At 65.5% G+C, this 26487-nt stretch carries 25 protein-coding genes; 6 read left to right on the forward strand and 19 right to left on the reverse strand.

Annotated elements, in window-relative coordinates:
* Positions 1–10 precede the first annotated feature (10 nt).
* The 4 genes from ACSSV8_RS13595 to ACSSV8_RS13610 all read right to left on the reverse strand — a co-directional run bounded on the left by ACSSV8_RS13595 (position 11) and on the right by ACSSV8_RS13610 (position 3054).
* The gene (locus tag ACSSV8_RS13595; RefSeq protein ID WP_454282795.1) at positions 11–1396 is read right to left on the reverse strand and encodes a pyruvate dehydrogenase complex E1 component subunit beta; all 1386 of its coding nucleotides are present in this window, start codon (positions 1394–1396) and stop codon (positions 11–13) included.
* Positions 1397–1411: 15 nt separating this feature from the next.
* Positions 1412–1636 (reverse strand): hypothetical protein, encoded by a 225-nt coding sequence (locus ACSSV8_RS13600; protein ID WP_354539193.1) that lies wholly within the window; start codon positions 1634–1636, stop codon positions 1412–1414.
* Positions 1633–2652 (reverse strand): pyruvate dehydrogenase (acetyl-transferring) E1 component subunit alpha, encoded by a 1020-nt coding sequence (gene pdhA / locus ACSSV8_RS13605; protein WP_454282796.1) that lies wholly within the window; start codon positions 2650–2652, stop codon positions 1633–1635. Before pdhA ends, ACSSV8_RS13600 begins: the two co-directional genes overlap by 4 nt.
* A gap of 105 nt (positions 2653–2757) precedes the next feature.
* Complete coding sequence (locus ACSSV8_RS13610; RefSeq protein WP_354539191.1) at positions 2758–3054, reverse strand: FtsB family cell division protein; 297 nt, start codon at positions 3052–3054, stop codon at positions 2758–2760.
* Positions 3055–3185: 131 nt separating this feature from the next.
* Between ACSSV8_RS13610 and ACSSV8_RS13615 the strand changes: the two genes are divergently transcribed.
* From ACSSV8_RS13615 to ACSSV8_RS13625, 3 genes are all read left to right on the forward strand, one after another.
* Positions 3186–4826 carry an acyl-CoA dehydrogenase family protein gene (locus ACSSV8_RS13615; RefSeq protein WP_354539190.1) on the forward strand — a complete coding sequence of 547 codons (1641 nt, stop codon included), beginning with the start codon at positions 3186–3188 and terminating at the stop codon, positions 4824–4826.
* A 276-nt stretch (positions 4827–5102) separates the two neighbouring features.
* Entirely contained in the window at positions 5103–6398 is a 1296-nt protein-coding gene (locus ACSSV8_RS13620) for an adenylosuccinate synthase (protein ID WP_354539189.1), read from the forward strand.
* 10 nt (positions 6399–6408) lie between these two features.
* Positions 6409–6633 (forward strand): DUF2842 domain-containing protein, encoded by a 225-nt coding sequence (locus ACSSV8_RS13625; RefSeq protein ID WP_454282797.1) that lies wholly within the window; start codon positions 6409–6411, stop codon positions 6631–6633.
* A 35-nt stretch (positions 6634–6668) separates the two neighbouring features.
* On the opposite strand, the gene ACSSV8_RS13630 is transcribed toward ACSSV8_RS13625, so the two are convergent.
* From ACSSV8_RS13630 to ACSSV8_RS13640, 3 genes are all read right to left on the reverse strand, one after another.
* Complete coding sequence (locus ACSSV8_RS13630) at positions 6669–7889, reverse strand: MFS transporter (RefSeq protein ID WP_454282798.1); 1221 nt, start codon at positions 7887–7889, stop codon at positions 6669–6671.
* A gap of 44 nt (positions 7890–7933) precedes the next feature.
* Positions 7934–8440, reverse strand: a complete 507-nt coding sequence (locus ACSSV8_RS13635) for a flavin reductase family protein (protein WP_354539186.1) — start codon at positions 8438–8440, stop codon at positions 7934–7936.
* A 119-nt stretch (positions 8441–8559) separates the two neighbouring features.
* The gene (locus tag ACSSV8_RS13640; protein ID WP_454282799.1) at positions 8560–10086 is read right to left on the reverse strand and encodes a polysaccharide biosynthesis protein; all 1527 of its coding nucleotides are present in this window, start codon (positions 10084–10086) and stop codon (positions 8560–8562) included.
* Between the two features lie 221 nt (positions 10087–10307).
* On the opposite strand from ACSSV8_RS13640, the gene ACSSV8_RS13645 reads away from it, so the two are divergent.
* A complete protein-coding gene (locus ACSSV8_RS13645) occupies positions 10308–11423 on the forward strand; it encodes a polysaccharide biosynthesis/export family protein (RefSeq protein ID WP_354539184.1) in 1116 nt (371 codons plus the stop codon).
* Between the two features lie 12 nt (positions 11424–11435).
* Here the strand turns inward: ACSSV8_RS13645 and ACSSV8_RS13650 are convergent, their stop codons facing one another.
* Together ACSSV8_RS13650 and gyrA are read right to left on the reverse strand one after the other, a co-directional pair.
* Entirely contained in the window at positions 11436–11981 is a 546-nt protein-coding gene (locus ACSSV8_RS13650; protein ID WP_354539183.1) for a hypothetical protein, read from the reverse strand.
* A 144-nt stretch (positions 11982–12125) separates the two neighbouring features.
* Entirely contained in the window at positions 12126–14864 is a 2739-nt protein-coding gene (gene gyrA, locus ACSSV8_RS13655; protein WP_354539182.1) for a DNA gyrase subunit A, read from the reverse strand.
* 193 nt (positions 14865–15057) lie between these two features.
* Here gyrA and ACSSV8_RS13660 point away from each other — a divergent pair, with 193 nt between their 5' ends.
* Together ACSSV8_RS13660 and ACSSV8_RS13665 are read left to right on the forward strand one after the other, a co-directional pair.
* Entirely contained in the window at positions 15058–15327 is a 270-nt protein-coding gene (locus tag ACSSV8_RS13660) for an usg protein (protein ID WP_354539181.1), read from the forward strand.
* Positions 15328–15544: 217 nt separating this feature from the next.
* A complete protein-coding gene (locus ACSSV8_RS13665; protein WP_354539180.1) occupies positions 15545–17320 on the forward strand; it encodes an SLC13 family permease in 1776 nt (591 codons plus the stop codon).
* Positions 17321–17329: 9 nt separating this feature from the next.
* On the opposite strand, the gene ACSSV8_RS13670 is transcribed toward ACSSV8_RS13665, so the two are convergent.
* The 10 genes from ACSSV8_RS13670 to puhA all read right to left on the reverse strand — a co-directional run bounded on the left by ACSSV8_RS13670 (position 17330) and on the right by puhA (position 26481).
* Positions 17330–18811 carry a replicative DNA helicase gene (locus ACSSV8_RS13670; protein ID WP_454282800.1) on the reverse strand — a complete coding sequence of 494 codons (1482 nt, stop codon included), beginning with the start codon at positions 18809–18811 and terminating at the stop codon, positions 17330–17332.
* A 207-nt stretch (positions 18812–19018) separates the two neighbouring features.
* Positions 19019–19696, reverse strand: a complete 678-nt coding sequence (locus ACSSV8_RS13675) for an orotate phosphoribosyltransferase (RefSeq protein ID WP_354539178.1) — start codon at positions 19694–19696, stop codon at positions 19019–19021.
* Positions 19697–19773: 77 nt separating this feature from the next.
* Positions 19774–20811: a dihydroorotase gene (gene pyrC / locus ACSSV8_RS13680; protein ID WP_454282801.1), complete on the reverse strand. Its 1038-nt coding sequence runs from the start codon at positions 20809–20811 to the stop codon at positions 19774–19776.
* Between the two features lie 219 nt (positions 20812–21030).
* Complete coding sequence (gene hemA, locus ACSSV8_RS13685) at positions 21031–22245, reverse strand: 5-aminolevulinate synthase (protein ID WP_454282802.1); 1215 nt, start codon at positions 22243–22245, stop codon at positions 21031–21033.
* Positions 22235–23038 (reverse strand): putative photosynthetic complex assembly protein PuhE, encoded by an 804-nt coding sequence (gene puhE, locus ACSSV8_RS13690; RefSeq protein WP_454282803.1) that lies wholly within the window; start codon positions 23036–23038, stop codon positions 22235–22237. The genes hemA and puhE overlap by 11 nt, the downstream gene beginning before the upstream one ends.
* 99 nt (positions 23039–23137) lie before the next feature.
* Positions 23138–24262, reverse strand: coding sequence for a magnesium-protoporphyrin IX monomethyl ester (oxidative) cyclase (gene acsF / locus ACSSV8_RS13695; protein WP_454282804.1), 1125 nt, complete (start codon positions 24260–24262; stop codon positions 23138–23140).
* Positions 24259–24555, reverse strand: a complete 297-nt coding sequence (locus ACSSV8_RS13700) for a hypothetical protein (protein WP_454282805.1) — start codon at positions 24553–24555, stop codon at positions 24259–24261. Before ACSSV8_RS13700 ends, acsF begins: the two co-directional genes overlap by 4 nt.
* 14 nt (positions 24556–24569) lie before the next feature.
* The gene (gene puhC, locus ACSSV8_RS13705; RefSeq protein WP_454282806.1) at positions 24570–25052 is read right to left on the reverse strand and encodes a photosynthetic complex assembly protein PuhC; all 483 of its coding nucleotides are present in this window, start codon (positions 25050–25052) and stop codon (positions 24570–24572) included.
* A 12-nt stretch (positions 25053–25064) separates the two neighbouring features.
* Positions 25065–25697, reverse strand: a complete 633-nt coding sequence (gene puhB, locus ACSSV8_RS13710) for a photosynthetic complex putative assembly protein PuhB (protein WP_454282807.1) — start codon at positions 25695–25697, stop codon at positions 25065–25067.
* A 10-nt stretch (positions 25698–25707) separates the two neighbouring features.
* Entirely contained in the window at positions 25708–26481 is a 774-nt protein-coding gene (gene puhA, locus ACSSV8_RS13715; RefSeq protein ID WP_454282808.1) for a photosynthetic reaction center subunit H, read from the reverse strand.
* Between the last annotated feature and the right edge of the window lie 6 nt (positions 26482–26487).

The raw sequence follows: 26487 nt of genomic DNA on the forward strand, positions 1-26487 counted from the left end.
GCGTCTCTCCTCAGCGGTAGGTCACTTGGCGCACGGCGTCGATCACCTCTGCGGTCGAGGTCAGCGCCAGCTTTTCGAGATTGGCGGCATAGGGCATGGGCACGTCCTTGCCGGTGCAGTTGATCACCGGAGCGTCGAGATAATCGAACGCCTTTTGCATCAGCACCGCCGAGATGTGGTTGCCGATGGAGGCCACCGGCCAGCCCTCTTCCACGGTCACGCAGCGGTTGGTCTTCATCACCGAGGCGATCACCGTGTCGGTATCCATCGGGCGCAGCGTGCGCAGGTCGATCACCTCGGCGCTGATCCCGTCCTCGGCCAGCTGTTCGGCGGCCTCCAGCGCATAGGTCATGCCGATGCCGAAGCTGACGATGGTGACATCGCTGCCCTCGCGCCAGATCTTGGCCTTGCCGAAGGGGATGGTGAAATCGTCAAGCTTGGGCACCTCGAAGGAGCGGCCATAGAGGATTTCATTTTCCAGGAACACAACCGGGTTTGGATCGCGGATCGCGGTTTTCAATAGACCCTTGGCGCAGGCCGCCGAATAGGGCTGCACCACGCGAAGCCCCGGCACCTGCGCATACCAGGCGGCGTAATCCTGGCTGTGCTGCGCGCCCACGCGGGCGGCGGCGCCGTTGGTGCCGCGAAAGACGATGGGGCTGCCCATCTGGCCGCCGGACATATAGAGCGTCTTGGCGGCAGAGTTGATGATCTGGTCAATCGCCTGCATGGCGAAATTCCAGGTCATGAATTCCACGATGGGCCGCAAGCCCCCCCAGGACGCGCCCACCCCGATCCCGGCAAAGCCGTGTTCGGTGATCGGCGTGTCGATCACGCGCTTGGGGCCGAATTCGTCGAGCAGACCCTGGGTGATCTTGTAGGCGCCCTGATATTCGGCCACCTCCTCGCCCATGACGAACACCGTGTCGTCGCGGCGCATTTCCTCGGCCATGGCGGAATTGAGCGCCTCGCGCACGGTCATCTTCTGCATGTCCGTGCCCTCGGGCCAGTCGGGTTCCGCCATTGGCGGAACCTGTCCCGCACCTGATGCGGGACCTCTTGCCGCCTTCGCCTCCGCCGGGGCGCGGGCGGGCTGAGGTTCCGGCTCGGGGGCCGGGGCGGGCGATTCGCTCGCGATATCGTCCGCGCTCTCGCCCTCTTCCAGCAGCACCGCGATGGGCGTGTTGACCTTCACCCCTTCGGTGCCCTCTTCCACGAGGATCTTGCCGATGGTGCCCTCATCGACGGCCTCGAATTCCATCGTCGCCTTGTCGGTCTCGATCTCGGCGAGGATATCGCCCGATTTGACGCTATCGCCTTCCTTCACCAGCCATTTCGCCAGCGTGCCCTCCTCCATCGTCGGCGAGAGGGCGGGCATGAGAATTTCGGTTGTCATGGTCGTCTCTCCTCGTCAGATGTCGTCGCGCAGGTCAAGGCGCTGTTCGATGCGCGCAAGCCGGGCCGCAAGCTCGGCAATGCGCCCGTCCTGCGTGGCCTCGCCTTGCAGGAACGCCGCCTGATGCACCTTTTGCTGACGGATTTCGGACAGGATTTCCACTTGTCCGCCTTCGAGCCGGGCGAGGCGATCCTGAATGCGCTTGAGATGTTCGATGATCAATTCCTGCGGCGCGGTCATTGGGTGGCTTCCTCCTGCGGGGCCACGTCGGCGATGATGTCGGTCCACAGCTCTTCGAGCGCGGGTTCCGGGCTTTCCTTGGCGAACTCGGCGGATTTGTTCACGACATCCTTGATGTCCTTGTCGATCGCCTTGAGGTCCTCCTCGGAGGCGTGACCACCCGACAGCAGCAACTCGCGCACATGCTCGATGGCGTCCTTCTCGTCGCGCATCTTCTGGACCTCCTCGCGGGTGCGGTATTTCGCGGGGTCCGACATCGAGTGGCCGCGATAGCGATAGGTCTTGATCTCGAGGATATACGGGCCCTTGCCCGCGCGGCAATGCGCCACGGCCTTTTCGCCCGCCGCCTTGACGGCCAGCACGTCCATGCCGTCCACCATCTCGCCGGGGATGCCGAAGGCTTCGCCGCGGTGATAGATATCGGGGCTGGAGGTGGAGCGTTTCTGCGAGGTTCCCATCGCATACTGGTTGTTCTCGATGACGAAGATCACCGGCAGCGCCCAGAGGGCGGCCATGTTGAAGGTCTCGTAGACCTGCCCCTGATTGGCCGCGCCATCGCCGAAATAGGTGAATGTCACGCGGTCATTGCCAAGATATTTGTCGGCGAAGGCCAGCCCCGCGCCAAGCGGCACGTTGGCGCCGACGATGCCATGGCCGCCGTAAAAGCGCTTCTCGGTCGAGAACATGTGCATCGAGCCGCCCTTGCCCCGGCTATAGCCGCCCTCGCGCCCCGTCAGCTCGGCCATGACGCCCTTGGGGTCCATCCCGCAGGCGAGCATATGGCCGTGATCGCGGTAGGTGGTGATGCGGCGGTCGCCTTCCTCGGCGGCGGCCTCGAGGCCCACGACAACCGCCTCCTGCCCGATATAGAGATGGCAGAAACCGCCGATCAGGCCCATGCCGTAAAGCTGCCCCGCCTTCTCTTCGAATCGGCGGATGAGCAGCATGTCGCGGTAATACTGTTTGAGATCGTCGGCGGAAACGTTTGGTTTCGCGGCGCTTTTCCGGGGGGCCATGCGGGTGCTCCTCCTTGGTGGCGGAAATGGTTTAACGCTAAACCAATTCCTACACCAATCCCGCGACGGTTGCGAGGGCGAATTTGCCGTGGCGTCAGTCCAGCGTCAGCGGATCACGATTTCATCCGCGCGCAACAGGCCCAGCACGTCGCGGGCCTGCTCGTCGAGCAGGTCGAGGTCAAGAAAATCGTCCGAGAGCCGCCGGGTCAGGATTTCCATGCGCGCCACCTCGGTTTCCAACTGCGCGAGCTGCACGCGCAGCTCGGCGCTCTGTGCCTCGATCTCGGCGCGGCGGAAGAGGCCGTAATCCCCTTGCACTGCGGCAAAGGTGAAATAGGCCGCCAGAAAAAACGCGACGGAGAGCACGGCAAGGCTTCCCCAGACGGTGGTGTTCTTGGTCATTCTTCGCTCATGCCTCCGGCTGCGCCTCTGGGGGCGCTTCGAGGTGACAATGGCACAGGCTTGCGGTTTTGTGAATCCCCTTTCGCGTTCCGCGCCAAGGGCCTAGCATCGCGGCCGAAAGGAGCGCCGCGATGCCCCAGACCCCCGGCACACCCGGCCATGAGCACCTCGGCACCCATGAGGTTGCCAATCAACCCGCGCCGCGCGGCGATCTGGACCTCTGGGCCGATGATCCCGCGCTCAATGATCACGCGGTGGCGGCGGGGACGGATACGGCGCGGCTTGGCGATTTCGGGGCGATGATCGGCACGGGCGAGATGCGCGCCATGGGCCGCGACGCGAACCGCCACGCGCCCGAGGCGGTGCTTTTTGACGCGGGCGGGCGACGGCTTGACGAGGTGCGCTTTCATCCCGCCTATCACCGGCTGATGCAGGTGGGGCTGGGCGCGGGCTATGCCGCGATCCCGTGGGAGGGGGCGAAGGGCGGTCATGCCACCCATGCCGCCATGGTCTATCTCATGTCCCAGGTGGAGCCGGGCGTGTGCTGTCCGATGACCATGACCTATGCCGCCGTGCCCGCGCTCAAGGCCGACAAGGCGCTGCTGGCGGATTGGGTGCCAAAGCTGACGGCGCGGCTTTATGATCCCGCGATGCGCCCGCTGCGGGCCAAGGGCGGGGCCACGATGGGCATGGCGATGACCGAGAAACAGGGCGGCTCGGACATTCGCGCCAACACCACGCGGGCAGAGGCCGAGGGCGATCAGTATCGCCTCACGGGGCATAAATGGTTCTGCTCCGCACCGATGTCCGACGGATTCCTGACGCTGGCGCAGGCGGAGGGGGGGCTTACCTGTTTTCTTGTGCCGCGCTGGCTGGAGGGGGGGCGCAACGCCATCCATATCCAGCGGCTCAAGGATAAATTGGGCAACCGCGCCAATGCCTCGGCCGAGATCGAGTATCACGGTGCCATCGCGCACCGGCTGGGCGAGGAGGGTGCGGGCGTGCGCACGATCATCGAGATGGTGCATCACACCCGCCTCGATACCGCCATGGCCCCGGCGGGGCTGATGCGCGCGGCACTCTCGGAGGCGCATCACTGGGCCTGCCATCGCAGCGCCTTTCAGAAACGTCTCATCGACCAGCCGCTGATGCGCGCCGTTCTGGCCGATCTTGCGCTCGACTGGGAGGGGACGCTCGCGCTGGGCCTGCATGTGGCGCGCGCCTTTGACGGGCAGGGCGAGGCGGCGCGCGCCTTTGCGCGCCTCGGCGTGGCGCTGGCCAAGTTCCTCGGCAACAAGCTCTGCCCGGGCCTCGTCTACGAGGCGATGGAGACCTTGGGCGGCATGGGCTATGTCGAGGATACGCCCCTGCCGATGCTCTACCGCGAGGCGCCGCTCAACTCGATCTGGGAGGGGTCGGGCAACGTGATCTGCCTCGACATCCTGCGCACCCTGCGCCGCGAGCCGCTGGCGGGCGAGGTGCTCGGCGCCGAACTGGCGACGGTGGCGGGGCAGGACCGGCGCTTTGACGCGGCGATGCAGGCGCATATGCAGACCTTTCCCAGACTGCCCGAGGAAGGGCAGGCGCGGTTTTACGCCGAGAGTCTTGCCACCTTGCTCACGGCTTCGGTGCTTTTGCGCCACGCACCGGGGGCGGTGGCGGGGGCCTATGTGGCCACCCGGCTGGCCGAACCGCGCGGGCGCGTGGCGGGGGCCGTCGCGGGGATCGACACGGGCGCGGTGCTGGCGCGGCTCGGTGATCGGTCCGATTGAAAGCAAACCGAACAGTATACTTGCAAAATCAAAGGGAAGCGGAAATACAGGCAAGGCATGGTTCAGGATATCCCGGCCATGAAGGGCCGCCTCACACCGTCGCCCTCGGGTTCGAGTGCCTTGCGTAAACGGTAGGGGACGAGACTGCGAGGCGGCCCGATCCGGAACCGGTGTCCGCGTCAAGACGATCGGGGTCCGGGCTTGAAATTCCGGTTTCCCCCCGCGCCGCGCCCCGCTATACCGGCGCGCGCACTCCAGCTTGCCGAGAGGATCATCATGGCCAATGTCGTCGTCGTGGGCGCCCAGTGGGGCGATGAGGGAAAGGGCAAGCTTGTCGATTGGCTGAGCGAGCGCGCCGATGTGATCGCGCGCTTCCAGGGCGGGCACAATGCGGGCCATACCCTCGTGATCGACGGCAAGGTCTACAAGTTGAATGCGCTGCCCTCGGGCGTGGTGCGCGGCGGCAAGCTCTCGGTGATCGGCAATGGCGTGGTGCTCGATCCCTGGCATCTGCTGAGCGAGATCGCGGCCATCCGCGAGAAGGGCGTGAGCATCACGCCCGAAACGCTGATGATCGCCGAGAATACGCCGCTGATCCTGCCGATCCACGGCGAGTTGGACCGCGCGCGCGAGGAGGCGGCAAGCAAGGGCACCAAGATCGGCACCACCGGGCGGGGCATCGGCCCGGCCTATGAGGACAAGGTCGGCCGCCGCGCGGTGCGCGTCGCCGATCTGTCCGACGAGGCGACGCTGATCGCGCGGGTGGACCGCGCGCTCCAGCATCACGATCCGCTGCGCCGGGGGCTGGGGATCGCGCCGGTGGACCGCGACGCGCTGATTGCCCAACTGCAAGAGATCGCGCCGCAGATCCTGCCCTATGCCGGGCCGGTCTGGAAGGTGCTGCTGGAGGCACGCCGCGCGGGCAAGCGTATCCTGTTTGAGGGCGCGCAGGGCGCGCTTCTGGATATCGACTTTGGCACCTATCCCTTTGTCACCTCCTCCAACGTGATCGCGGGGCAGGCGGCCACCGGCGTGGGCCTCGGGCCGGGGGCCATCGACTATGTGCTGGGCATCGTCAAGGCCTATACCACCCGCGTGGGCGAAGGCCCGTTCCCGACCGAGCTTGACGACGCCGATGGCGAGCGGCTGGGCACGCGCGGCCATGAATTCGGCACGGTCACGGGGCGCAAGCGGCGCTGCGGCTGGTTCGATGCCTGCCTCGTGCGCCAGACCTGCGCCACCTCGGGCATGAACGGTATCGCGCTGACCAAGCTTGACGTGCTCGACGGGTTCGAGACCCTGAAAATCTGCGTGGGCTACGATCTGGACGGCACACGGCTCGATCATCTGCCGATGGCCGCCGAGGCGCAGGCACGCTGCGTGCCGATCTACGAGGAACTGCCCGGCTGGGCCCAATCCACCGAAGGCGCGCGAAGCTGGGCCGACCTGCCCGCCGAGGCCATCAAATACGTGCGCCGCGTGGAAGAGTTGATCGGCTGCCCGGTAGCCCTACTTTCCACCTCACCCGAGCGCGAGGATACCATCCTCGTGACAGACCCGTTCGCCGATTAAGGAATAGCCCATGCCGCTCAGCCACCGCGCGCGCAAACGCTGGTCCCTCGTGGTTCTGATCGTGGGGATGCCGCTCTGGATCGTGGCGGCGGTGACGGTGGTGGGCCTCTTCGACCGCCCGCCCTTCTGGCTGGAAATCCTCGTCTATGTTGGCCTCGGGATCGTCTGGATCGTGCCGCTCCGGCGGCTTTTCCTTGGTGTGGGTCAACCGGACCCCGATGAGCGGCAGGACTGAGCCCCCGTTTCATCGTTCCACAAATACTCGAAAGATCACGCCGTCCGCGGGCGCAGCGCCAGCCAGATGAGCGCTGCCCCCGCCAGGGTGAGAAACGGGATCATCGCCAGGTTGACGGCGGTCCACCCTGCCTCCGGCGTGCCGCCCGAGCAGTTCATCAGCCCGCCCGACGAGAGCGAGGCGAAGGTCACGCCGCCGAACACGATCAGATCGTTCATCCCCTGAACACGGCCCCGCTCATGCGCGCCGTGCTCGCCTGCAAGCATCGTGGTCGCGCCGATAAAGCCGAAATTCCATCCCAGCCCCAGCAGGATCAGCGCGACAAAGAAATTCTCCAGCGCCACGCCCGAGAGCGCCACCGCCCCCGCGCCCGCAAGGATGACAAGGCCCGTGGCCACGATCTTCTCCACCCCGAACCGCACGATCAGGTGGCCGGTGAAGAAGGACGGGATATACATGGCCAGCACATGCGCCGAGACGATATCGGCGGCGTGGCTTGGCGTGAAGCCGCAGCCCACCACGGCGAGCGGCGTCGAGGTCATCACGAGATTCATCAGCGCATAGGAGACGGTCGCGCAGATCACCGCCACGGCGATTCGCGGCGTGCGCAACAGCTCCATGCGCGAGCGCCCGCGCGGCGCGTCATGGGCGGGCACGGGCGGGCGCGGGATGTCCAGAAGCAGGAACAGAAGCGCGCCCAGAAGGTTCACCCCGATCACCGCCAGATAGGTGCCGAGAAACGGAATCACCATCGCCTGCGAGGTGAGCTTGACCAGTTGCGGCCCCACGATGGCACTCAGAAGCCCGCCCGCCATGACATAGGAGATGGCCTTGGGGCGGAACGTTTCGCTGGCCGTATCGGCGGCGGCGAAGCGATAGAACCCCTGCGCCGACATGTAGGTCCCGGTCAGAAAGCTGCCCAGCAGAAAGATCGGAAAGGACGCCTCGTATAACCCCCAGGCCCCGACCGCGCCGCCCATGGCCCCGAAGAGCGCACCGATGAAGAACCCCGCGCGCCGCCCGAATTTCTGCATCACATGCGACATCGGCGTGGCCGAGAGCATCGAGCCCAGCACGATGAGCGAAATGGGCAGCGTGGCGAAACAGATATTGGTGGCGAGCGACTGTCCCGCCAGCCCGCCCACGACGAAGATCATCGGCAATTGCGCGCCAAGGATCGCCTGCGCGCCGACGAGCACGGCCACGTTGCGGCGCGCGCGGGTGTCGTCAGAGCGGGAGAGGGCGGTCTCGGTCATGCCGCTTTGCTAGACCTGCGCCGGGGCGGGCGCAAGGGGGGCGCTCAGCCCTCGTGCGGGTGCAGGCGATGATAGCTGCCGCTCAGGTAGGTGAGCGGCTTTTCGCCCCCCGCCACCGTCAGCCCCGCCACGGTGCCGATGCAGATCGCATGGGTGGCGTGCAGCACATGACCGGTCAGGGTGCAGGCAAAGGCCGTTGCGCGCGGCAAGCGCGGACCGTGCGGGTCGGGGGCTATGGCAAGGCCGGCAAAGCGGTCGGCGGGGTCGTCCGGCGAGGGGCCGGCAAAGGCGCGGGCCACCTCGACCGCATCCTCGGGCAGGATGTTGACGCAGAACACCCCGTTTTCCACCACCGCCTGCGCGATGCGGCTGTCGGCGCGCAGGCAGACCAGCACCGAGGGCGGATCGGCCGAGAGCGAGGTGAAGGCACTGACCGTCGCGCCGACGCGGCCTGCGCTTCCCTGGGTCGTCACCACCGTGACGGTTGCCGCCACCTGCCGCATGGCGGCAAGAAAGGCATCGCGTCCGACTTGGGGGCAGGGGGTGTTCACGCGCGTCTCCTCTGGCAGGCCGGACCTTGGGTAACGGTCAAATGCGTCATGGTAAAGACGTGACCGTGTCGGCGGCAGATAGGGCCGAAAAGACAGGAGGAAAGGCCGTGCGTCCCGGTTCAGCCCTCTTCGCGCGCAGGCTCGGCCTCGGTCTGCTCGATCCATTGCCCGAGGATTCGCCGCAAAAGGGCCACGTCGCGGGTCTCGATCGCCTCGGACAGAGATTTCAGCGCCTTGACCAGTTCCAGTTCGGACAGGTGCCCCTCCTGCGCGCGCAGGATACGCGGGTGCGGCGTGGTCAGCATGTCCGACCCGATCAGCAATTCCTCGTGCAGCTTCTCGCCGGGGCGCAGACCGGTGACGGCGATCTCGATATCGCCGTCGGGGGTGTCGGCATCGCGCAGGCGCAGCCCCGACGCCTCGATCATCCTGAGGGCTATGTCACGCACCCGGACCGGCGCGCCCATGTCGAGCACGAAGACATCCCCGCCGCGCGCGAAAGTGCCTGCCAGCAACACCAGCCGCACCGCCTCGGGGATGGTCATGAAATAGCGCGTGACATCCGGATGGGTCAGCGTGATGGGACCGCCGCGCGCGATCTGTTCGGCGAATGTGGGGATGACCGAGCCCGAGGAGCCCAGCACATTGCCGAAGCGCACCATGGAGAACCGGGTGCCGGGCGAGCGGGTGGCGAGATCCTGCACGATCATTTCCGCAAAGCGTTTGGACGCCCCCATGACCGAGGTGGGGCGCACCGCCTTGTCGGTCGAGACGAGGATGAACCGCTCCACCCCCGCCTCGCGCGCGGCATGGGCAACGGTGCGGGTGCCGATCACGTTGTTGCGCATCCCCTCGATGGCGTTCAATTCCACCATCGGCACATGCTTGTAGGCAGCGGCATGGAGCACCACGTCGATCTTCTTGGCGCGCATCAGCACATTGACGAGCGCCGCCTGCGTGACCGAGCCAAGTATGGGAATGATCTCGACCTCGGGGGCCAGATCCCGCAACTCGCGCTCGATCTGAAAGAGCGCGTGCTCGCCATGATCGAGCAGCACCAGTGAGGCGGGCGCGCAGGTCACAAGCTGGCGGCACAGCTCCGAGCCGATGGAACCGCCCGCGCCGGTCACAAGGATGCGCCGCCCGGCATAGGCACTGGTGACACCGGGCAATTCGTGTTCCAGCGCGTCGCGGCCCAGAAGCGAGGCCGGGTCGATGGGCCGGCTGTCATAGAGTGCGACTGCGCGGCCGGTGATCAGGTCCGCGAAGGAGGGCAGCGCATGAACCTCGCAGCCGGTCGCGGCCAGGCGGCGGCTGAGCCGCGCGCGCGCGGCCTCCGTGGCGCTTGGCATGGCCAGGATGATGCGCGCGACGCCGTGTTGCGCGATCAGCGTGTCGATGGCCTCGGGGCCATGGACGCGCAGACCGGCGATGATCAGCCCGCGCAGGCGCGGCTCATCATCGACAAAGGCCACGATGCGCATGCTGTTATCGGTCCTGAGTGCCGCGGCAAGCTGTTGCCCGGTCTGGCCCGCGCCATAGATCAGAATCGGCAGGCGGGACGTATCCGGGTCTGACGGTGCGGGGGCGGGGCGCGTGATCCGTCCGCGAAAGCGGCGCAGGGCGCGCGACAGGCGGTCGGGCATGGGCGTCTCCGTTTCAGGCGCGCTCCGAGGGCGGGCGCGCGCTTTGCGTCTACACTAAGGACTGTAGGACGTGTGGGGCAATGGTCTTCACCGCAGTGTGACGGGAAGGAGCGTCCCCGTCGCACGAGCCTTGCGCCAAGTTTTTGATTGTGTCCTTCGCGCCTTGCACGGTAGGAGGTCATGTACTTGAAATCAGTCATTCGGATCGGGGGGTCTTGACTGTGCTGCCATTCTGCCGGGGTCTCGGGGCTTTGCTCCTGTGTCTTGTCGCAACCGCCTGCACGCTTCCGAGCGGGGCCGCTCTGCAATCCGATGTGCTGCGCCCGCACGGCTCCGGGACGCCGACCTTTCAGGTTGTCGAGGTCACGCGCGCCCGGGTGCCGGAACTGGCGCGCTGGCCCGTCACCGGCTGGAGCGGGCGCTATCACTGGCCGCAGGCGGGGCGCGGACCGGACTCCTCGGTGATCCGCAGCGGCGACCGGATCGACCTGTCGATCTGGGATTCGCAGGAAAATTCGCTGCTCGCCACGCCCGACGCACGGCTCACCGCGGTGCCGACGATGACGGTCTCTTCCTCGGGGGCGATCTTCATGCCCTATGTGGGCGAGGTGGTGGTGGGCGGCATGAGCACCGATGAGGCGCGCGCGCATGTGCAAAGCGCGCTTGCCGATATCGCCCCCAACGCGCAGGTGCAGCTTGCCGTTGAGGCGGGGCGCAACAACACCGTGGATGTGGTCTCGGGCGTTGGCACGCCGGGGCGCTATCCGCTTGACAGCCGCAATACGCGCATCCTGAGCGTGCTGGCCGAGGCAGGCGGCATTGCCGCCGATCTGCGCCATCCGCTCGTGGTGTTGCAACGTGACGGCCACCGCTTCGAGGCGCGCGCCGAGACGCTGCTGCGCGATCCGGCCCGTAACGTGCTCTTGCGCGGGGGCGATCAGGTGGTGGTGATCGAGGATGACCGCAGCTTCAACGCGCTTGGCGCGGCAGGCACGCAAAAGGTGATCCATTTCGAGAAAGAAGCCATGACCGCGATGGAGGCGGTCTCGGCCATGGGCGGGCTGAGCGCGGCGCGCGCCGATCCCAAGGGCCTTCTGATCCTGCGCGATTTTCCCGCCGAGGCCCTGCGCGCACAGCCGGGGCCACAGATGGCGCAGGTGGTGTTCAGCCTCGATCTGAGTGCCGCTGACGGGCTTTTTGCCGCGCGCGCCTTTCCGATCCATCCCGGCGATACCGTTCTGGCGACCGAATCGCCGGTCACGCGGGTGCAGACCATCCTTGGCCTGTTCGGCACCGTGGTCGGCATCGGGGCCACGGCCAACAACGTCTCGGATTGACGACCAACCGCCTCAGATATTGGCAAAAATGTTGGTTTCTTCCTCGTCCGTGACCTTCGGACGGGGGCGGCGCGATGCGGATTTGTCCGTCTCGGGGCCAGAGGCCACGGGGCGCGGCTTGATCCGGCGCAGTGCGGCAATCCGGCGGAGCCGCGCGCGATGCGCGAAAATCGAGGCGCGGCGCATGTTGCGGGTGTCGAGTGTCATATAGCTGAGCAGCACCGCGCAGGCGAGGGTCAGATCATACCAGAAGGCCGACAGGTTTTCGGTCGGGCCGACGATGAAATTCGCCATGAAACTTGAACTGAGCACGAGGAGCGCAAGGCTCAGCGCCGCAAGCCGCAGCGCGGTGCCCAGCATGAACCAGATGGCGAGGCTCAGCAGCAGTGTCGCGCCAAGGGTCTCGGCGGCAGCGGGTCCCATGAGAGGACGGAAGAGGGCGGCGGAATCGAAGCCTTCGATCAACCCGAGGGCCAGAGCCATGAAATAGGTGCCGGTCACGATGCGCAGCAGGTTGAGGCCGATCTGATCGACGACGGGGGCGGGGGCACGTTTCATGACGGGTGGTCCTGTTCATCGTTAAAAGGGGAAAACCGGACACCATATACAACTATTGCGAATGTAGTCGGCCCGACTGTCACCTGACAATCGGGCCGAAATTCGGCAAATAAAAGGTTAATAAAGGCCCGGCGGCCGCGCGGGTCAGACCTCGGGCGCGTCGCTTTCATCCGCCTGATCGGCGATCCAGGCGACGGAGACCACCTCTTCGCCCGCGCCGGTGTTGAACACCCGCACGCCGCCCGCCGCGCGCGAGCGGAAGGAAATTCCCTCAACGGGCACACGGATGGATTGGCCGGTGGAGGTGGCGAGCATGATCTGATCCTCGCGGGCAACCGGGAAGGAGGCGACAAGCGGACCGCCGCGCATCGTTTTCTCGATGGCGGTCACGCCCTGGCCGCCGCGCCCGCGCACCGGGTAGTCGTGGCTGGACGAGAGCTTGCCCGTGCCGCGCGCGGTTATGGTCAGGATCAGGTCCTGCGCGGCCAGCATTTCCTGATAGCGCGCCTCGGGCAGGGCGGCATCGGCATTGCCCATGGCTTCGGGGTCGGTGATGTCTTCCTCGGGGTCGGCACCGAACTCGGCCCGGAACCGCTTGAGGAAGGCCGCGCGCTCGTCCGGCGTGGCCTCGAAATGGCGGATGACCGACATCGACACGACACGGTCGCCATTGAGCAGGCGGATGCCACGCACGCCGGTGGATTTGCGCCCCTTGAACACGCGCACATCGCCCACCTGGAACCGGATCGCGCGGCCCGAATCTGTGACAAGCATCACGTCCTCGTCGTCCGAGCAGATGCGTGCATTGACCATCTCGACGCCCTCGGGCAGGTCCATGGCGATCTTGCCGTTGCGCTTGACGTTGACGAAATCGCTCAGCGCATTGCGCCGCACGTCGCCCGCCGAGGTGGCAAAGACGATCTGGAGATCATCCCAATCCTCTTCGGCGCGGTCCACGGGCAGAAGGGCCGCGATCGACACCCCCGCCGGGATCGGCAGGATGTTGACGATGGCCTTGCCCTTGGAGGTGCGTCCGCCCTGCGGCAGCCGCCACGTCTTGAGCTTGTAGACCATGCCATCGGTGGTGAAGACCAGAAGCGGCGTGTGGGTATTGGCCACGAAAAGCGAGGTGACAACATCCTCGTCCTTGGTGGCCATGCTCGACAGACCCTTGCCGCCGCGCTTCTGGGAGCGGAACTCGTCAAGCGCCGTGCGTTTGATGTAACCGCCCTGGGTGATCGTGACCACCATCTCCTCGCGCTCGATGAGGTCCTCGTCCTCCATGTCGCCGGACCAGTCCACGATCTCGGTGCGGCGCGGCACGGCGAAAAGCTCGCGCACCTCGCGCAGTTCGTCCGAGATGATCTCCATGATCCGCTCGCGGCTGGCGAGGATGGCGAGGTAGTCCTTGATCTTGCCGGCAAGGTCCTGCAACTCGTCCGTCACCTCCTTGACGCCCAGTTGCGTGAGCCGTTGCAGGCGCAGATCGAGAATCGCGCGGGCCTGCACCTCGGACAGGTTATAGGTGCCGTCCGCGTTGGCGCGGTGGGAGGGGTCGTCGATGAGCGCGATATAGGGCAGGATGTCGCCTGCGGGCCAGCGCCGCGTCATCAGCTTCACCCGCGCCTCGGCGGCGTCGGCAGAGGCGCGGATCGTGGCCACAACCTCGTCCACGTTCGAGACCGCGACCGCGAGACCGCAGAGCACATGCGCCCGCTCGCGCGCGCGGCGCAGCTCGAACGCGGTGCGCCGTGCCACCACCTCTTCGCGGAACTGGATGAAGAGCGACAGGAAGCGGTGCAGGGTCAACTGCTCGGGCTTGCCGCCATTGAGCGCCAGCATGTTGCAGCCAAAGGATGTCTGCATCGGGGTAAAGCGGAAAAGCTGGTTGAGGACCACATCGGCGGTGGCGTCACGTTTGAGTTCGACCACGACGCGCACGCCGTTGCGGTCGCTCTCGTCCTGCACATGGGCGATGCCCTCGATGCGCTTGTCGCGGGCGGCCTCGGCGATGCGCTCGATCATCGTGGCCTTGTTCACCTGATAGGGGATCTCGTCGATGACGATGGCAAAGCGGTCCTTGCGCAACTCCTCCACATGGGTGCGGGCGCGGATGATGACGCTGCCGCGCCCCTCCAGATAGGCCTTGCGCGCGCCCGAGCGGCCCAGCATCAGCCCGCCGGTGGGAAAATCCGGGCCGGGGACGTAGCGGATCAGGTCCTCGCTCTCAAGCTCCGGATCGTCGATCAGCGCCAGCGTGGCATCGACCACCTCGCCCAGATTGTGCGGCGGGATGTTGGTGGCCATGCCGACGGCAATACCACCCGCGCCATTGACCAGCATGTTGGGGAAACGCGCGGGCAGGACGCTGGGTTCGCGGTCCTTGCCGTCGTAATTGTCCTGAAAATCGACGGTGTCCTTGTCGATGTCGGCCAGCAGATAGGCGGCCGGCTTGTCCATGCGCACCTCGGTGTAGCGCATGGCCGCCGCGTTATCGCCGTCCATCGAGCCGAAATTGCCCTGCCCATCCAGAAGCGGCAGCGACATCGAGAAGTCCTGTGCCATGCGCACCAGCGCATCATAGATCGCCGAATCCCCGTGCGGGTGGTATTTGCCCATCACGTCCCCCACGGCGCGGGCCGATTTGCGGTAGGGCTTGTCGTGGGTGTTGCCGCCCTCATGCATGGCATAGAGGATGCGTCGGTGCACGGGTTTGAGGCCGTCGCGCAGGTCAGGGATCGCGCGGCTCACGATCACGCTCATGGCATAATCGAGATAGGAGACCTTCATCTCCTGCGTGATCGAGATCTGCGGCCCGTGGTGGCGGGGCGGCTCTGGCGGGGTTTCGCCTGTTATTTCAGGGGGTTGGGGCGTATCGCTCACGTTTTTGATGGTCCTGTGATCTGCCGCTATATCTTGTTGGGCAGACTATAACAGTTCCATGATATGGGGTGCAATGGGGCTGGGCCGGGGCGTCTGGCAGCCTCGGATCACGAGTGATAACATACTGTTTTCATTGAAAAGTAAATTTTTGATGGCACATTGGTCCTGTCAGGCACATGACAGGAGCAGAAACATGGACATGTCAGAGACCGAACTCATGCTGAAGGGCTACGGGCTCACCACGGCGGAATTCTTCTACCGGATGCCCGATTACAAAAACGTGCTCAACAGCTATCTGTGGCAGGATTACGATATCGCGCCCGATCATCCGAAGCTTTTCGGGTTCATCGAATTCTGGCAGCGCGAGATCGAGGGGCCGTTGCATTCGGTGCGGTTCACCCATCGCAAGATGATCGCGCCCGGTGAATGGCGCAATGTGACGGGCGAATTCACGCTGCATTGAGGGCGGGGTGGGGGCCAGCCCCCACACGCAGGGTCAAGTGGGGGCCAGCCCCCACACCCCCGGGATATTTCCGGCCAGAAGAAACCGGCACGTTCCGGGCACCATTGCTGGCGGACGCCTGCGCCACGGTCGACCCAGAGGCCATTTCGCGGTTGAAAATGTGGCTTGGCTTACGTTACTGCGCGCGTGATGCGCGGTAATCGGGAACGGCGAGGCCATGACGCTCGAACAGATATTCATGTTGCTGCTTCTGGTGGTGGTCTTTGTAGGGTTTTTCAAGGAAATCTATCCGCCCGAGGTGACGGCGCTTGGCGCGTCCGCGCTGCTTCTGGCCACGGGGGTCGTGGATACGGGCGATTTTCTCAAGGTATTCGGCTCCTCCGCGCCCATTACCATCGCCATGATGTTCATCATCTCGGCTGCCCTCGAACGCACCGGCGTGCTCGAGATGATCGGGGGCTTTCTGCGCCGCCAGGCGCGGGGCTCCTTTCTGCGCACGATCCTGTTCATGATGCTGGGTGCAATGGGGGCCTCGGCCTTCATGAACAACACACCGGTGGTGATCCTGCTCACGCCGGTGATGATCTCGGTCGCCTCCTCGGTCGGCGTGTCCTCGTCCAAGCTGCTTATTCCGCTGAGTTTCTCGGCCATTTTCGGCGGCACGCTGACACTGGTGGGCACCTCGACCAACATCCTGATGAGCGGGGTCGCGCGCGAGGCGGGCCAGCCGCCGATCACCATGTTCGAGATGACCCTGCCGGGGCTGGTCTTTGCCACGGTGGGGCTGATCTACATGGTCTTTGCCGGACGCTTCCTGTTGCCCGACCGCGCATCGCTTGCCAGCGTTCTGGGCCAGGAGAGCAAGCGCAAGTTCCTCGCGCGACTGCTTATCCCGCACGAATCGAAATATATCGGCAAGAAGCTGAGCGACCTGCCGTTCAACCGCGCGGGCGCGCGCATCCTCGACGTGGTGCGCGGCGAGGTCTCGATGCGCCGGCATCTCAAGGAGATCGTGCTCGAGGCGGGCGACCGGGTGGTGATCAAGACCGATACGGGCGAGATCCTCGGCCTGAAGGACAATGGCGAGATCGAGTTTCGCGGCATGGATGACAGCGGGTTCGAGCCGGTGACGGCGGATCAGACGATCACCATGGAGGCCAGCGTCGGCCCCAATTCGCACCTGCGTGGCAAACCCATCAAGGACCTCAAGCTGCGCCGCAAATATGGCGTCTACCTGATGGCGGTGCACCGGCAGGAGCAGAACATCAGCCAGGAGTTGCAGGACGTGCGTCTGCAATTCGCCGATACATTGCTGCTTGAAGGGCCGCCCGAGGGCATTCAGCGGCTGATGGAGGATGGTGGCATCGTCAATCTCACCACGCCTTCGGAACAGGCGATGCGGCGCTCGAAGGCACCGATTGCCATTCTGACGATCCTCGGGGTCATGGGCCTTGCGGCGGCCAATGTCATGCCGATTGCGGGGCTGGCGGTCATCGGCGCGGTGGTGGTCATGATGACCCGCTGTGTTGATCCCGACGAGGCGTTCGATGCGATCGACTGGCGGATTCTCTTCCTCATTTTCGGGATGCTGGGGGTCAGCCTCGGCATGCAGGAGACGGGCACGGCGCGGCTTATTGTCGAGACGGTTGTGGGCCTGCTGGAGGGGTTCGGCCCATTGGTGATCCTTGCGGCGGTCTATGTGCTGACCAGCGTTCTGACAGAGATGGTCACGAACAACGCGGTGGCGATTCTCATCGGTCCCATCGTGATCGGGGTGGCGGTGCAACTGGGCCATGATCCGCGCCCCTTCATCATGGCGGTGATGTTCGCCGCCTCGGCCAGTTTTGCCACCCCGATCGGCTATCAGACCAACACATTCGTCTATGGTGCGGGGGGCTACAAGTTCCGCGATTTCCTTGTGGTCGGCCTGCCGCTCAACGTGATTTTCGCCGTGGTGGCGGTGCTGGTCATCCCGTTTTTCTTTCCGTTCTGAGGCGGTGGCTCAGAGCCCCTGATCCTGTTGCCAGGGCTTCACGAGGTTGCCGAAGCGCGTGAACTGTTCCTCGAAGCTCAGCTCGATGGTGCCGATGGGGCCATGACGCTGTTTGCCGATGATCACCTCGGCCTTGCCGTGCAGGCGTGCCATGGCCTCCTGCCACTCGGCCATCTTGTCCATTTCGTGCTCGCCCGGTTTCTCGCGTTCCTTGTAATAGACCTCGCGGAAGACGAACATGACCACATCGGCATCCTGCTCGATCGAGCCGGATTCGCGCAGGTCCGAAAGCTGCGGGCGCTTGTCCTCGCGGTTTTCCACCTGGCGCGAGAGCTGCGAGAGCGCGATCACCGGGATGTTCAGCTCCTTGGCGATGGCCTTGAGACCCATGGAAATCTCGCCGATTTCCTGCACCCGGTTCTCGGCGGTGCCGCGCACAAGCTGGAGATAGTCCACGATCAAGAGGTCAAGCCCATGCGTGCGCTTGAGGCGTCGCGCGCGTGCGGCGATCTGGCTGATCGGCAGGGCGGCGGTATCATCGATGAAAAGCGGACAGGATTCGAGCGATTTCGCGGCCTCGACAAAGCGGCGGAATTCGCCCTCGTCCATGTCGCCGCGGCGGATCTTGTGCGAGGGGATTTCCGACGCCTCGGCGAGGATGCGGCCCGCAAGCTGTTCGGCGCTCATTTCCAGCGAGAAGAACCCCACCACGCCGCCATCCACCGCCCCTTCGGTGCCGTCTTGCAGCGTGCCGCGCTTATACGCCTTGGCGACGTTGAACGCGATATTGGTCGCAAGCGAGGTCTTGCCCATCGAGGGGCGCCCGGCGAGGATCAGCAGGTCGGACTTGTGCAGGCCCCCCAGTTTCTGGTCCATGTCGGTCAGGCCGGTGGCGACCCCGGCCAGCCCGCCCTCGCGCTGATAGGCGGCGTTGGCCACATCGACGGCATCCTTGACCGCCTTGAGAAAGCTCTGGAAGCCGCTATCGGTCTTTCCCTGTTCGGCCAGCTTGTAGAGCTTCTGCTCGGCATCGACGATCTGCTCGGCGGGCTCGCTTGCCACCTCTACGCGCGCGGCCTTGGCGGCGATGTCGTGACCGAGCGCGATCAGCTCGCGCCGGATCGCCAGATCGTAGATCATTTGCGCATAGTCGCGCGCGGCATAGGTCGAAATGGCGGCACCGGCGAGTTTCACCAGATAGGCCGGTCCGCCCAGTTCCTTGAGCCCGGTGTCGTCCTCAAGAAAAGCACGCAGCGTCACCGGCGAGGCGAGCGCATTGCGCGCGATGCGTGCGGCGGCGGTCTCGAAGATGCGGGCATGGACCGGGTCATAGAAATGCTGCGCCCCGATGATCGAGGCGACACGGTCGTAGATGTCATTGTTGGTGAGGATCGCGCCCAGCAGTTGCTGTTCGGCCTCGATCGAATGCGGCACGCTCTCGGCGGCCTCGATCTCGGCTCCGGTGGGGTTGAATGCGCGGATCTCGTTCATTGCCTCTGCCCTGTCTTGTCCCTGGTCCGACGGCATACCGCCCCGCCCGTGCCGGGGGCAGATGGGATAAGTCTGTGGATAAGCGCTGCCGTGCGATTATCCCTTATCTTGCCACGGAAGATGGCTTTGACGCAATATCTGGGGTTTCGATGGGGGCCGCGTGGCATCCCTGCCGCAGACAAGCATTTTTATGCCGCGGTGTGCGGCTCAGTCGCGATGCGCCGCCTGCCAGCCGCGCGGATCGTCGAGAAACGATTCGACCTCCCTCAGCGTGCCGGCATCAAAACTGCCTTGCGCGCGCGCCTCGGCCAGCACGTCGCGCCAGGTGCAGAGGTGGTGCAGGGCGACACCGTGATCGCCGAGGGTTTTCTCGGTCTCGGGGAAGATGCCGTAATAGAAGATGACGGCGGTGTGCCCGCAGGTGGCCCCGGTCTCGCGGATGGCATCAACGAAGCTGAGCTTGGAGCCGCCATCGGTGGTCAGGTCCTCGACCAGGAGCACGCGCTGGCCTTCGCTCATCGCGCCTTCGATGCGCGCATTCCGCCCATACCCCTTGGGTTTCTTGCGCACATAGGTCATCGGCAGGGCCATGCGCTCGGCCACGAGTGCCGCGAACGGTATGCCCGCCGTCTCGCCGCCCGCGATATTGTCGAACGCCTCGAATCCGGCCTCGCGCAGCACGGTGATGGTAAGAAAATCCATCAGCGTCGAGCGGATGCGCGGAAAGCTGATGAGCTTGCGGCAGTCGATATAGGTCGGGCTGCGCAGACCGGAGGCGAAGGTGAAGGGCTCGTCCGCATTGAAATGCACCGCGCCGATTTCCAGCAGCATCCGCGCGGTGAGGCGGGCGATGTCGGCCTTGGGGGGGTAGGTGCTGGGGATCATGGCGTGGTCCTTGGGTTGGGCGCTAGGGCCGAAAGCGCGGGACGCCTCCGGCGGGGATATTTGGGGCAAGATGACGCTTAGACCACCCGCCAATGCAACGCGAAGCCGGGATCAAAGACGGTCACGGGGCCGTCGCCCGTCTCGATCCTGGCGGGGTAGGCGATGGGGTCGCCCTTGGTCAGCGTGATCCGCGCCTCGTTGGGGGGCAGGCCGTAGAAGGCCGGACCGTGAAGCGAGGTGAAGCCCTCCAGCCGCTCGAGCGCGTTCTCCTCCTCGAAGACATGCGCGAGGATCGACAGCGTGTTGGGCGCGGTGAAGCAGCCCGCACAGCCGCAGGCGCTTTCCTTCAGCGGGTCGGTGTGCGGTGCGCTGTCGGTGCCGAGAAAGAAGCGTGCGTCTCCGCTCGTGGCCGCCGCGCGCAGGGCGAGGCGGTGCTCTTCGCGCTTGGCCACGGGCAGGCAGTAGTAATGCGGCCTGATGCCGCCCGCGAGGATGTGGTTGCGGTTGATGACGAGGTGGTGGGTGGTGATGGTGGCGGCGAGGTCCTGCGCGTTGGATCGGACATAGTCCACGCCGTCGCGTGTCGTGATATGCTCCATCACCACGCGCAACCCCGGCGTGGCGCGGCGCAGGGGATCGAGCACGGTGTCGATGAACACGGCCTCGCGGTCGAAGATGTCAACGCCCGGGTCGGTCACCTCGCCGTGCACGCAAAGCGGCAGGCCGATCTCGGACATGCGGTCGAGCACGGGCCGCACCTTGTCGAAATCGCGCACACCGCTGGCGGAATTGGTGGTGGCCCCCGCCGGGTAGAGCTTGACCGCAGAGATGAGGCCGCTCGCGTGCGCGGCGGCCACGTCCTCCGGGTCGGTCTCTTCGGTGAGATAGAGCGTCATCAACGGTGTGAAGTCCATCTCGCCGGGCAGTGCGGCCAGGATGCGGTCCCGATAGGCGCGGGCATCCGCCCGTGTCACCACCGGCGGCACGAGGTTGGGCATGATGATGGCGCGCGCGAAATGGCGCGCGCTTTGCGGCAGAACGGCGGCCAGCATTGCGCCATCGCGCAGGTGCAGGTGCCAGTCATCGGGGCGGCGGATGCTGAGGCTCTCGGTCATGGACAGAGCGCATACACAATCACAATGCGCTGCGCCAGAGGTTGGGGCGCTCAAGCCGGGTGTGACGCGCACGTGAAGGCGGGATGAGGTCAGCTTTCGGAGGCCGCTTTCTCATCTCGCGGCACAAGATATCCAAGAGTGAGCTATTCAATAAATCCGATCAACCTCAATCACACTCAAGTTGTCATGAGAAACGGTCAGGCACGCTCTCAGCCTCTCCTAGGCCACCGCATGTGCCAGCGCGCATTGACGCCAGAGTTGACCGAGGGCGCCGACCAGCCGGTCGATATCGGCCTCGCTGTGCAATGGCCCGGGCGTGAAGCGCAGCCGCTCGGTGCCCTTGGGCACGGTGGGATAGTTGATCGGCTGCACGTATATACCCCAGTCGCGCATGAGGATATCGGCCAGCATCCGGCATTTCACCGGGTCCTTGATCATGACCGGGATGATATGGCTGGGGTTGTCCAGATGAGGGATGCCCACCGCGTCAAGCCGCGCGCGCAAATAGGCCACGCGGGCACGCTGCGCCGCGCGCTCGGCCTGCGATTGCTTGAGGTGGCGGATGCTGGCGGTCGCGGCGGCGGCGACGGCGGGTGGGAGTGCGGTGGTGAAGATGAACCCGCTGGCAAAGCTGCGGATGAAATCGCAAAGCGCCGCCGAGCCGGCGATATAGCCGCCCATGCAGCCATAGGCCTTGCCCAATGTGCCCTCGATCAGGGTGATCCGGTGGGCCAGCCCGCGTTCTTCGGAGACACCGCCGCCGCGCGGACCATAAAGGCCCACGGCATGCACCTCGTCCAGATAGGTCATCGCGCCGTGTTTCTCGGCCACCTCGACGATTTCCTCCATCGGGCAGATGTCGCCATCCATGGAATAGACCGATTCGAAGGCCACGATCTTGGGCGCGTTGGCGGGCAGGGCCGCGAGCTTGCGGTCGAGATCCTCGGGGTCGTTATGCTTCCACAGGACCTTTTGTGCGCGTGAATGACGGATGCCCTCGATCATGCTGGCATGGTTGAGCGCGTCCGACAGGATCACCGCATCGGGCAACCGGCTGCCAAGGGTCGACAGTGCGGCCCAGTTCGACACATAGCCCGAGGTGAACAGAAGCGCCGCCTCCTTGCCGTGCAGATCGGCCAATTCGCGCTCGAGCACGACATGGTCATGGGCGGTGCCCGAGATGTTGCGCGTGCCGCCCGAACCGGTGCCGCAGCGATCGACCGCGTCCTTCATCGCGTCGCGCACGGCGGGATGCTGGCCCATGCCCAGATAATCGTTGGAACACCAGACCGTCACCTCGTCGGGCGCATTGTCATCGTGGCTCCTGGCGCGCGGAAAGGCACCGCACCGCCGCTCCAGCTCTGCAAATATGCGGTAATTGCCGTCTTCGCGCAGCGCGTCGAGTTGCGCGGAAAAAAGCGCGTCAAAATCCATGATGTCCCTCCGGTCTCTTGTCCTGTTTGGGCGCGGGCATCATCCAGCGCCAGAGTTTCGCATCGGGCAATGGCAGCACCATCAGCCAGTGTTCGAGCAGGGCCAGCGCGGTGATCGCCGCCAAGAGCGCGTGGCCCACCAGCGCGCCCGGCGCCTCGGTCGCCATCGCGCGCTCCACCCAGCAGGCGAGCGCGAAGGCAAGCACCGTGACCGCCACCGCAAACACCCAGCCGGGACGGCGCAGGCGGAAATGGCTCGCCATGTGGCGCAGATGGGGGGGAATGAATTCCACGTTGATGCGCGGCACCCCGGCATAGAGGTTGAGCTTGGCCGAAACCCGCGCGCCGTAGAGCATGGTAAAGGTCCAGAGCCCGGTGCCATTCACCGCGCCCGCGCCCGTTACCCACATCAGCGCCAGCACCGCCACCAGCAGCATTTCATGAAACGCCAGCGTGCCCCAGGCGCGGAGGAACCGCTCCCATTCGGGCACATCATCGGGGCAGGGGCGGGCATTGGGGCCGGTGATCACGCCCAACAGGAACGCAAGCTCGATCCAGCCCCAGATCGCCAGCGCGGCAAGAAACGCGCCATAACCCGCGCCCACCGATCCCGCGCCGAGCGTGGTCTCATAGCCCCAGATGCCAAGGCCCATGACCGGCAGCGCGGCCAGCACCACGGCGCGGCGCGCGGCCTCGCCCCGGCGCTCCATCAGGCGCACCACAACAAGGATCGCGCCGGTGGAGAACCACCAGAGAAACAGCGCCGCAAGGGCCGCGATCCAGGGGCTGTGCAATCCTGTCTCCTTCATCTTGCCGGAAATATCCCGGGGGGTGCGGGGGGCTGGCCCCCCGCTTGGGGCTGGGGTGCGGGGGGCTGGCCCCCCGCTTGGTGGTTAGTAAGCCGGTTCCATCCGCGTGCTGGCGGGAACGGCGTGCTTTTTCGCGGGGATGGTCAGCAGATTGACAAAGGCCGCCGCCGCGCGGGCCTGCGCGCCGAGGCCCCGGAGCCACGCGCCAAGGCCCGTGCCCGCCCGCGCCTGCGCCAGATCGGCATTGGCCACTTGCAGCCGCTTCAGCCCGCGATGCCAGCGCGGGTGCTCGATATCGAGGGTGATGGGGAAAATCTGCTTCGAGATGGCGGAGGTCTTGGTAAAGACCTCGTGCCCATACCAGTCGGGATCGACGCCAAGGGCAGCGTGGAAGGCCGGGCGCTGGTGGTCGCGCACATGCATGGTGGCGTAGACCGCCGTCAGGAAGAACTTGATCCAGAGCACATTGGTGCCGGAGGTCAGTTTCGGGTCTGATTTCATCAGGAGGGCGAACGCCTCGCCATGGCTGAACTCGTCATTGCACCACTCGCGGAACCATTTGAAGATCGGGTGGAAGCGGTGTTCGGGATGCGCCTCGAGATGCCGGAAGATGGTGATATACCGGGCATAGCCGATCTTTTCGCTGAGGTAAGTGGCGTAATAGATGAATTTGGGCCGGAAATAGGTGTATTTCTTCTTCTGGGTCAGAAAGCCCAGATTGACCGCCACACCCGCCTCGCGCAGGGCGTCATTGATGAAGCCTGCGTGGCGGGCCTCGTCGCGGGCCATGAGCTGAAAAAGCTGGGTGATGTCGGGGTTGTTGCCGCGCCGCTTCATCTCCTTGTAGAGCACGCAGCCCGAGAATTCGGCGGTGCAGCTTGAGATCAGGAAGTCGATGAATTCCTTGCGCAGCCCCGGCTCCATCCCGTCCCAATCGACATGGTCCCAGTCCTCGTTCTTCTTGAAATGGCCCTTGTTGGGGTCGCTCTCCATCTGGTCGATGAGGCGGTCCCAATCCTCGCGCACGGAGGAGACGTCGATCGCGTCCATCTCGTCGAAATCGGTGGTGTAGAAGCGCGGCGTGAGCAGCGTGTTCTGCATCGCCACGTCGGTGGCGGCCTTGCTGTCGAACCTCGCCTGCTCTTCCTGGATGGCAAGGCTTTCCTCGGCGGTGGTGGCGTCGGCGGTGTGTTTCAGGGGCATGTTCATAGCGTCACCTCCTCGGAGAATGAGAATTCGCACAGTTCCATCACCTCGAAATCGCCGGTCCAGCGGGTCCAGAGGCGCTCAAGGCGGCTGGCGCGGATGATGGTGGCCTCGCGCGCCTCGCACACGACCTCGCCGTAAGGGGCCATGATCTCGGGGCCATGGACCTTGACCTCGTCGCCGGGATGGATCACCGCGCCGTTGTCAAAGCGCACATGCGCGTGCAGGCTCTCGAAGCGGTGGCTGACCTCGACGGTGCAGGGGGCGCGTTCGATTTCTCTGGTCAGAAGTCCCATGGCAGTCTTCCTTTCTATTGCGCGAGCAGGCGGACGAAGGCGCGGGCATTGTCCTGGCCGAAGCCCATGAGATCCGCACCCCATCCGGTCGAGGGGTCATGGATCGAGACGCGGCCGTCGGCCCGGCCGGTGATGGTGACGGGGCCGTTGAGCGGCACGCCGTGCTTGGTGCGCTCGCGGTCGAGCACGCGCCCAACCCCGGCGATGAAGCCGCCCGTCTCGGGCGAGAGCCGCCCGATCAGCGTGCCGTTTGCGTCAAGCACGGTGGCGGCCCCGCTCATCTCGCCCGTCAGGAACACGGTGCGTTCGAGGATCACCTCGGCCTCGGGCGGCGTGGCGACAAGGGGGCGGCCCGAGTAGACGTAGTAGCTCACCAGCGCCAGCACCGTGAGCACCAGCGCCAGCATCGCGCGCACCATGGCGCGCGGCACGAGATCGCGGTCGGGCGGGGCCTTGTAGCGCGGGGCCTTGTGGCGGGCAGAGGTGGTGGCGGTCATCGGTCAGGCTCCTTATTCGGCGGCCATGGGGGCCCTTGCGGGACGTCGTGCGATCTGCGGGGTCGAGAGCCGCGTCTCGGCGGTCTCGGCCAGAAGCTGCGCGATCCTTTCGGCCTCGGGGATGGAGCGCAGCGCGGGCTGCGTGCGGCGCATCACCCAGGGGCGCACATGCGGCCAGCAGACCAGATAACTCAGCCGCGTATCGCCCAGAAGGTCAAGCGCGATGGTGCCGGTGCCGCCGCGCCCCGGCCGGAAATCGGCCCGGGCGATTTGCGTGTAGGGCAGGTTGAGCGTGACGGTCAGCGCCGCGCCGATGCGCATGGCCACGCGCCGGTTGGTGATCGTGTAGACCGTGGCGCGGGCCTGCACATAGCCCACGACCAGCAGAATCGCGATCACGATGGCCCCCATGATGATGAAGGGCACCGACAGGGCGACCGCCTGCATCAGCGGCACCTGGTCGATCACCGCGCCAAAGCGCCATGCCGCCAGCAGCGCGAAATATCCCGCCACCCATGGCAGGCTGAGCGAATCCCAGCTCAGCCAGAAGCCGTGCGGGCGGCCCTGCCAGAGGATGCGTTCACCCTCGGGCGGGGTTTCGGGCAGGCCGTGGACCGGTTCGGATGCAAAATCGTCGTGGCTCATTGTCCTGCCCTCATCCCAGTTGCGGCTCGAGCCGCGCCTCGGAAGCATAAAGCGTGCCACCGCCGTAATAGGCGCTGATCTTGTCCTCTTCGAGCAGCGTCACCTGCCGGGGCGAGGCGTGTTGCGGCACACCGGCGAAATGCTTGCCGAAGATCGAGCGCACCTTGACCTCGCCGCCCCAGATGCGGGCAAAGGTCATCGGCACCAGCCGCTTGCCGCCGCCGTGGCCCGCGTCGAGGGTGATTTCCAGGTAGCGGACAAGCTGTTCCGGCTCGTCGATCCACATGTCCGAGATGGTGCCGACGGTCTCGCCATCGCCCGCCACCACGGGCATCCCGCGCGGGTCGCGCCCGGCCGAGACGTGGAACTGCTCGGTGCCCGACATCGGCACGATCTTGGGATGGCCGTGGCCGTCCAGTTCCGGCACATCGCGGCGCGGTGCCCAGGAGGCGGGGCCGACACCATCGGCCATCGGATCGCCGGTCGGCTCGAACGGAAATCCGTTGCCATGGGCGGTCTTGCGCAGTGCCAGGTTCTTGCGGTCGGGGTTCTGGCCCGAAGGCACGGTCACTTCGCCGCGCCCATGGGGCAGTTTGAAGGTCTTGTCGTCGGGCACCGGAAAGAAGCCCTGATTGGCCGAGGGGTTGCCGTCATCGTCCTCGAGCGGGTAGCCCTCGCGCATGTTCTCGCGCTGGATGTAGAAGATCAGCAGCGCGAAGAAGCCGTAGAACAGCCAGAGCGACAGGCTCGCCAGGTCGAAGTTGCCAAAAAAAGTTGCGGTCATTGGTCC

The organism is Roseovarius sp. MBR-79 (assembly GCF_053628555.1).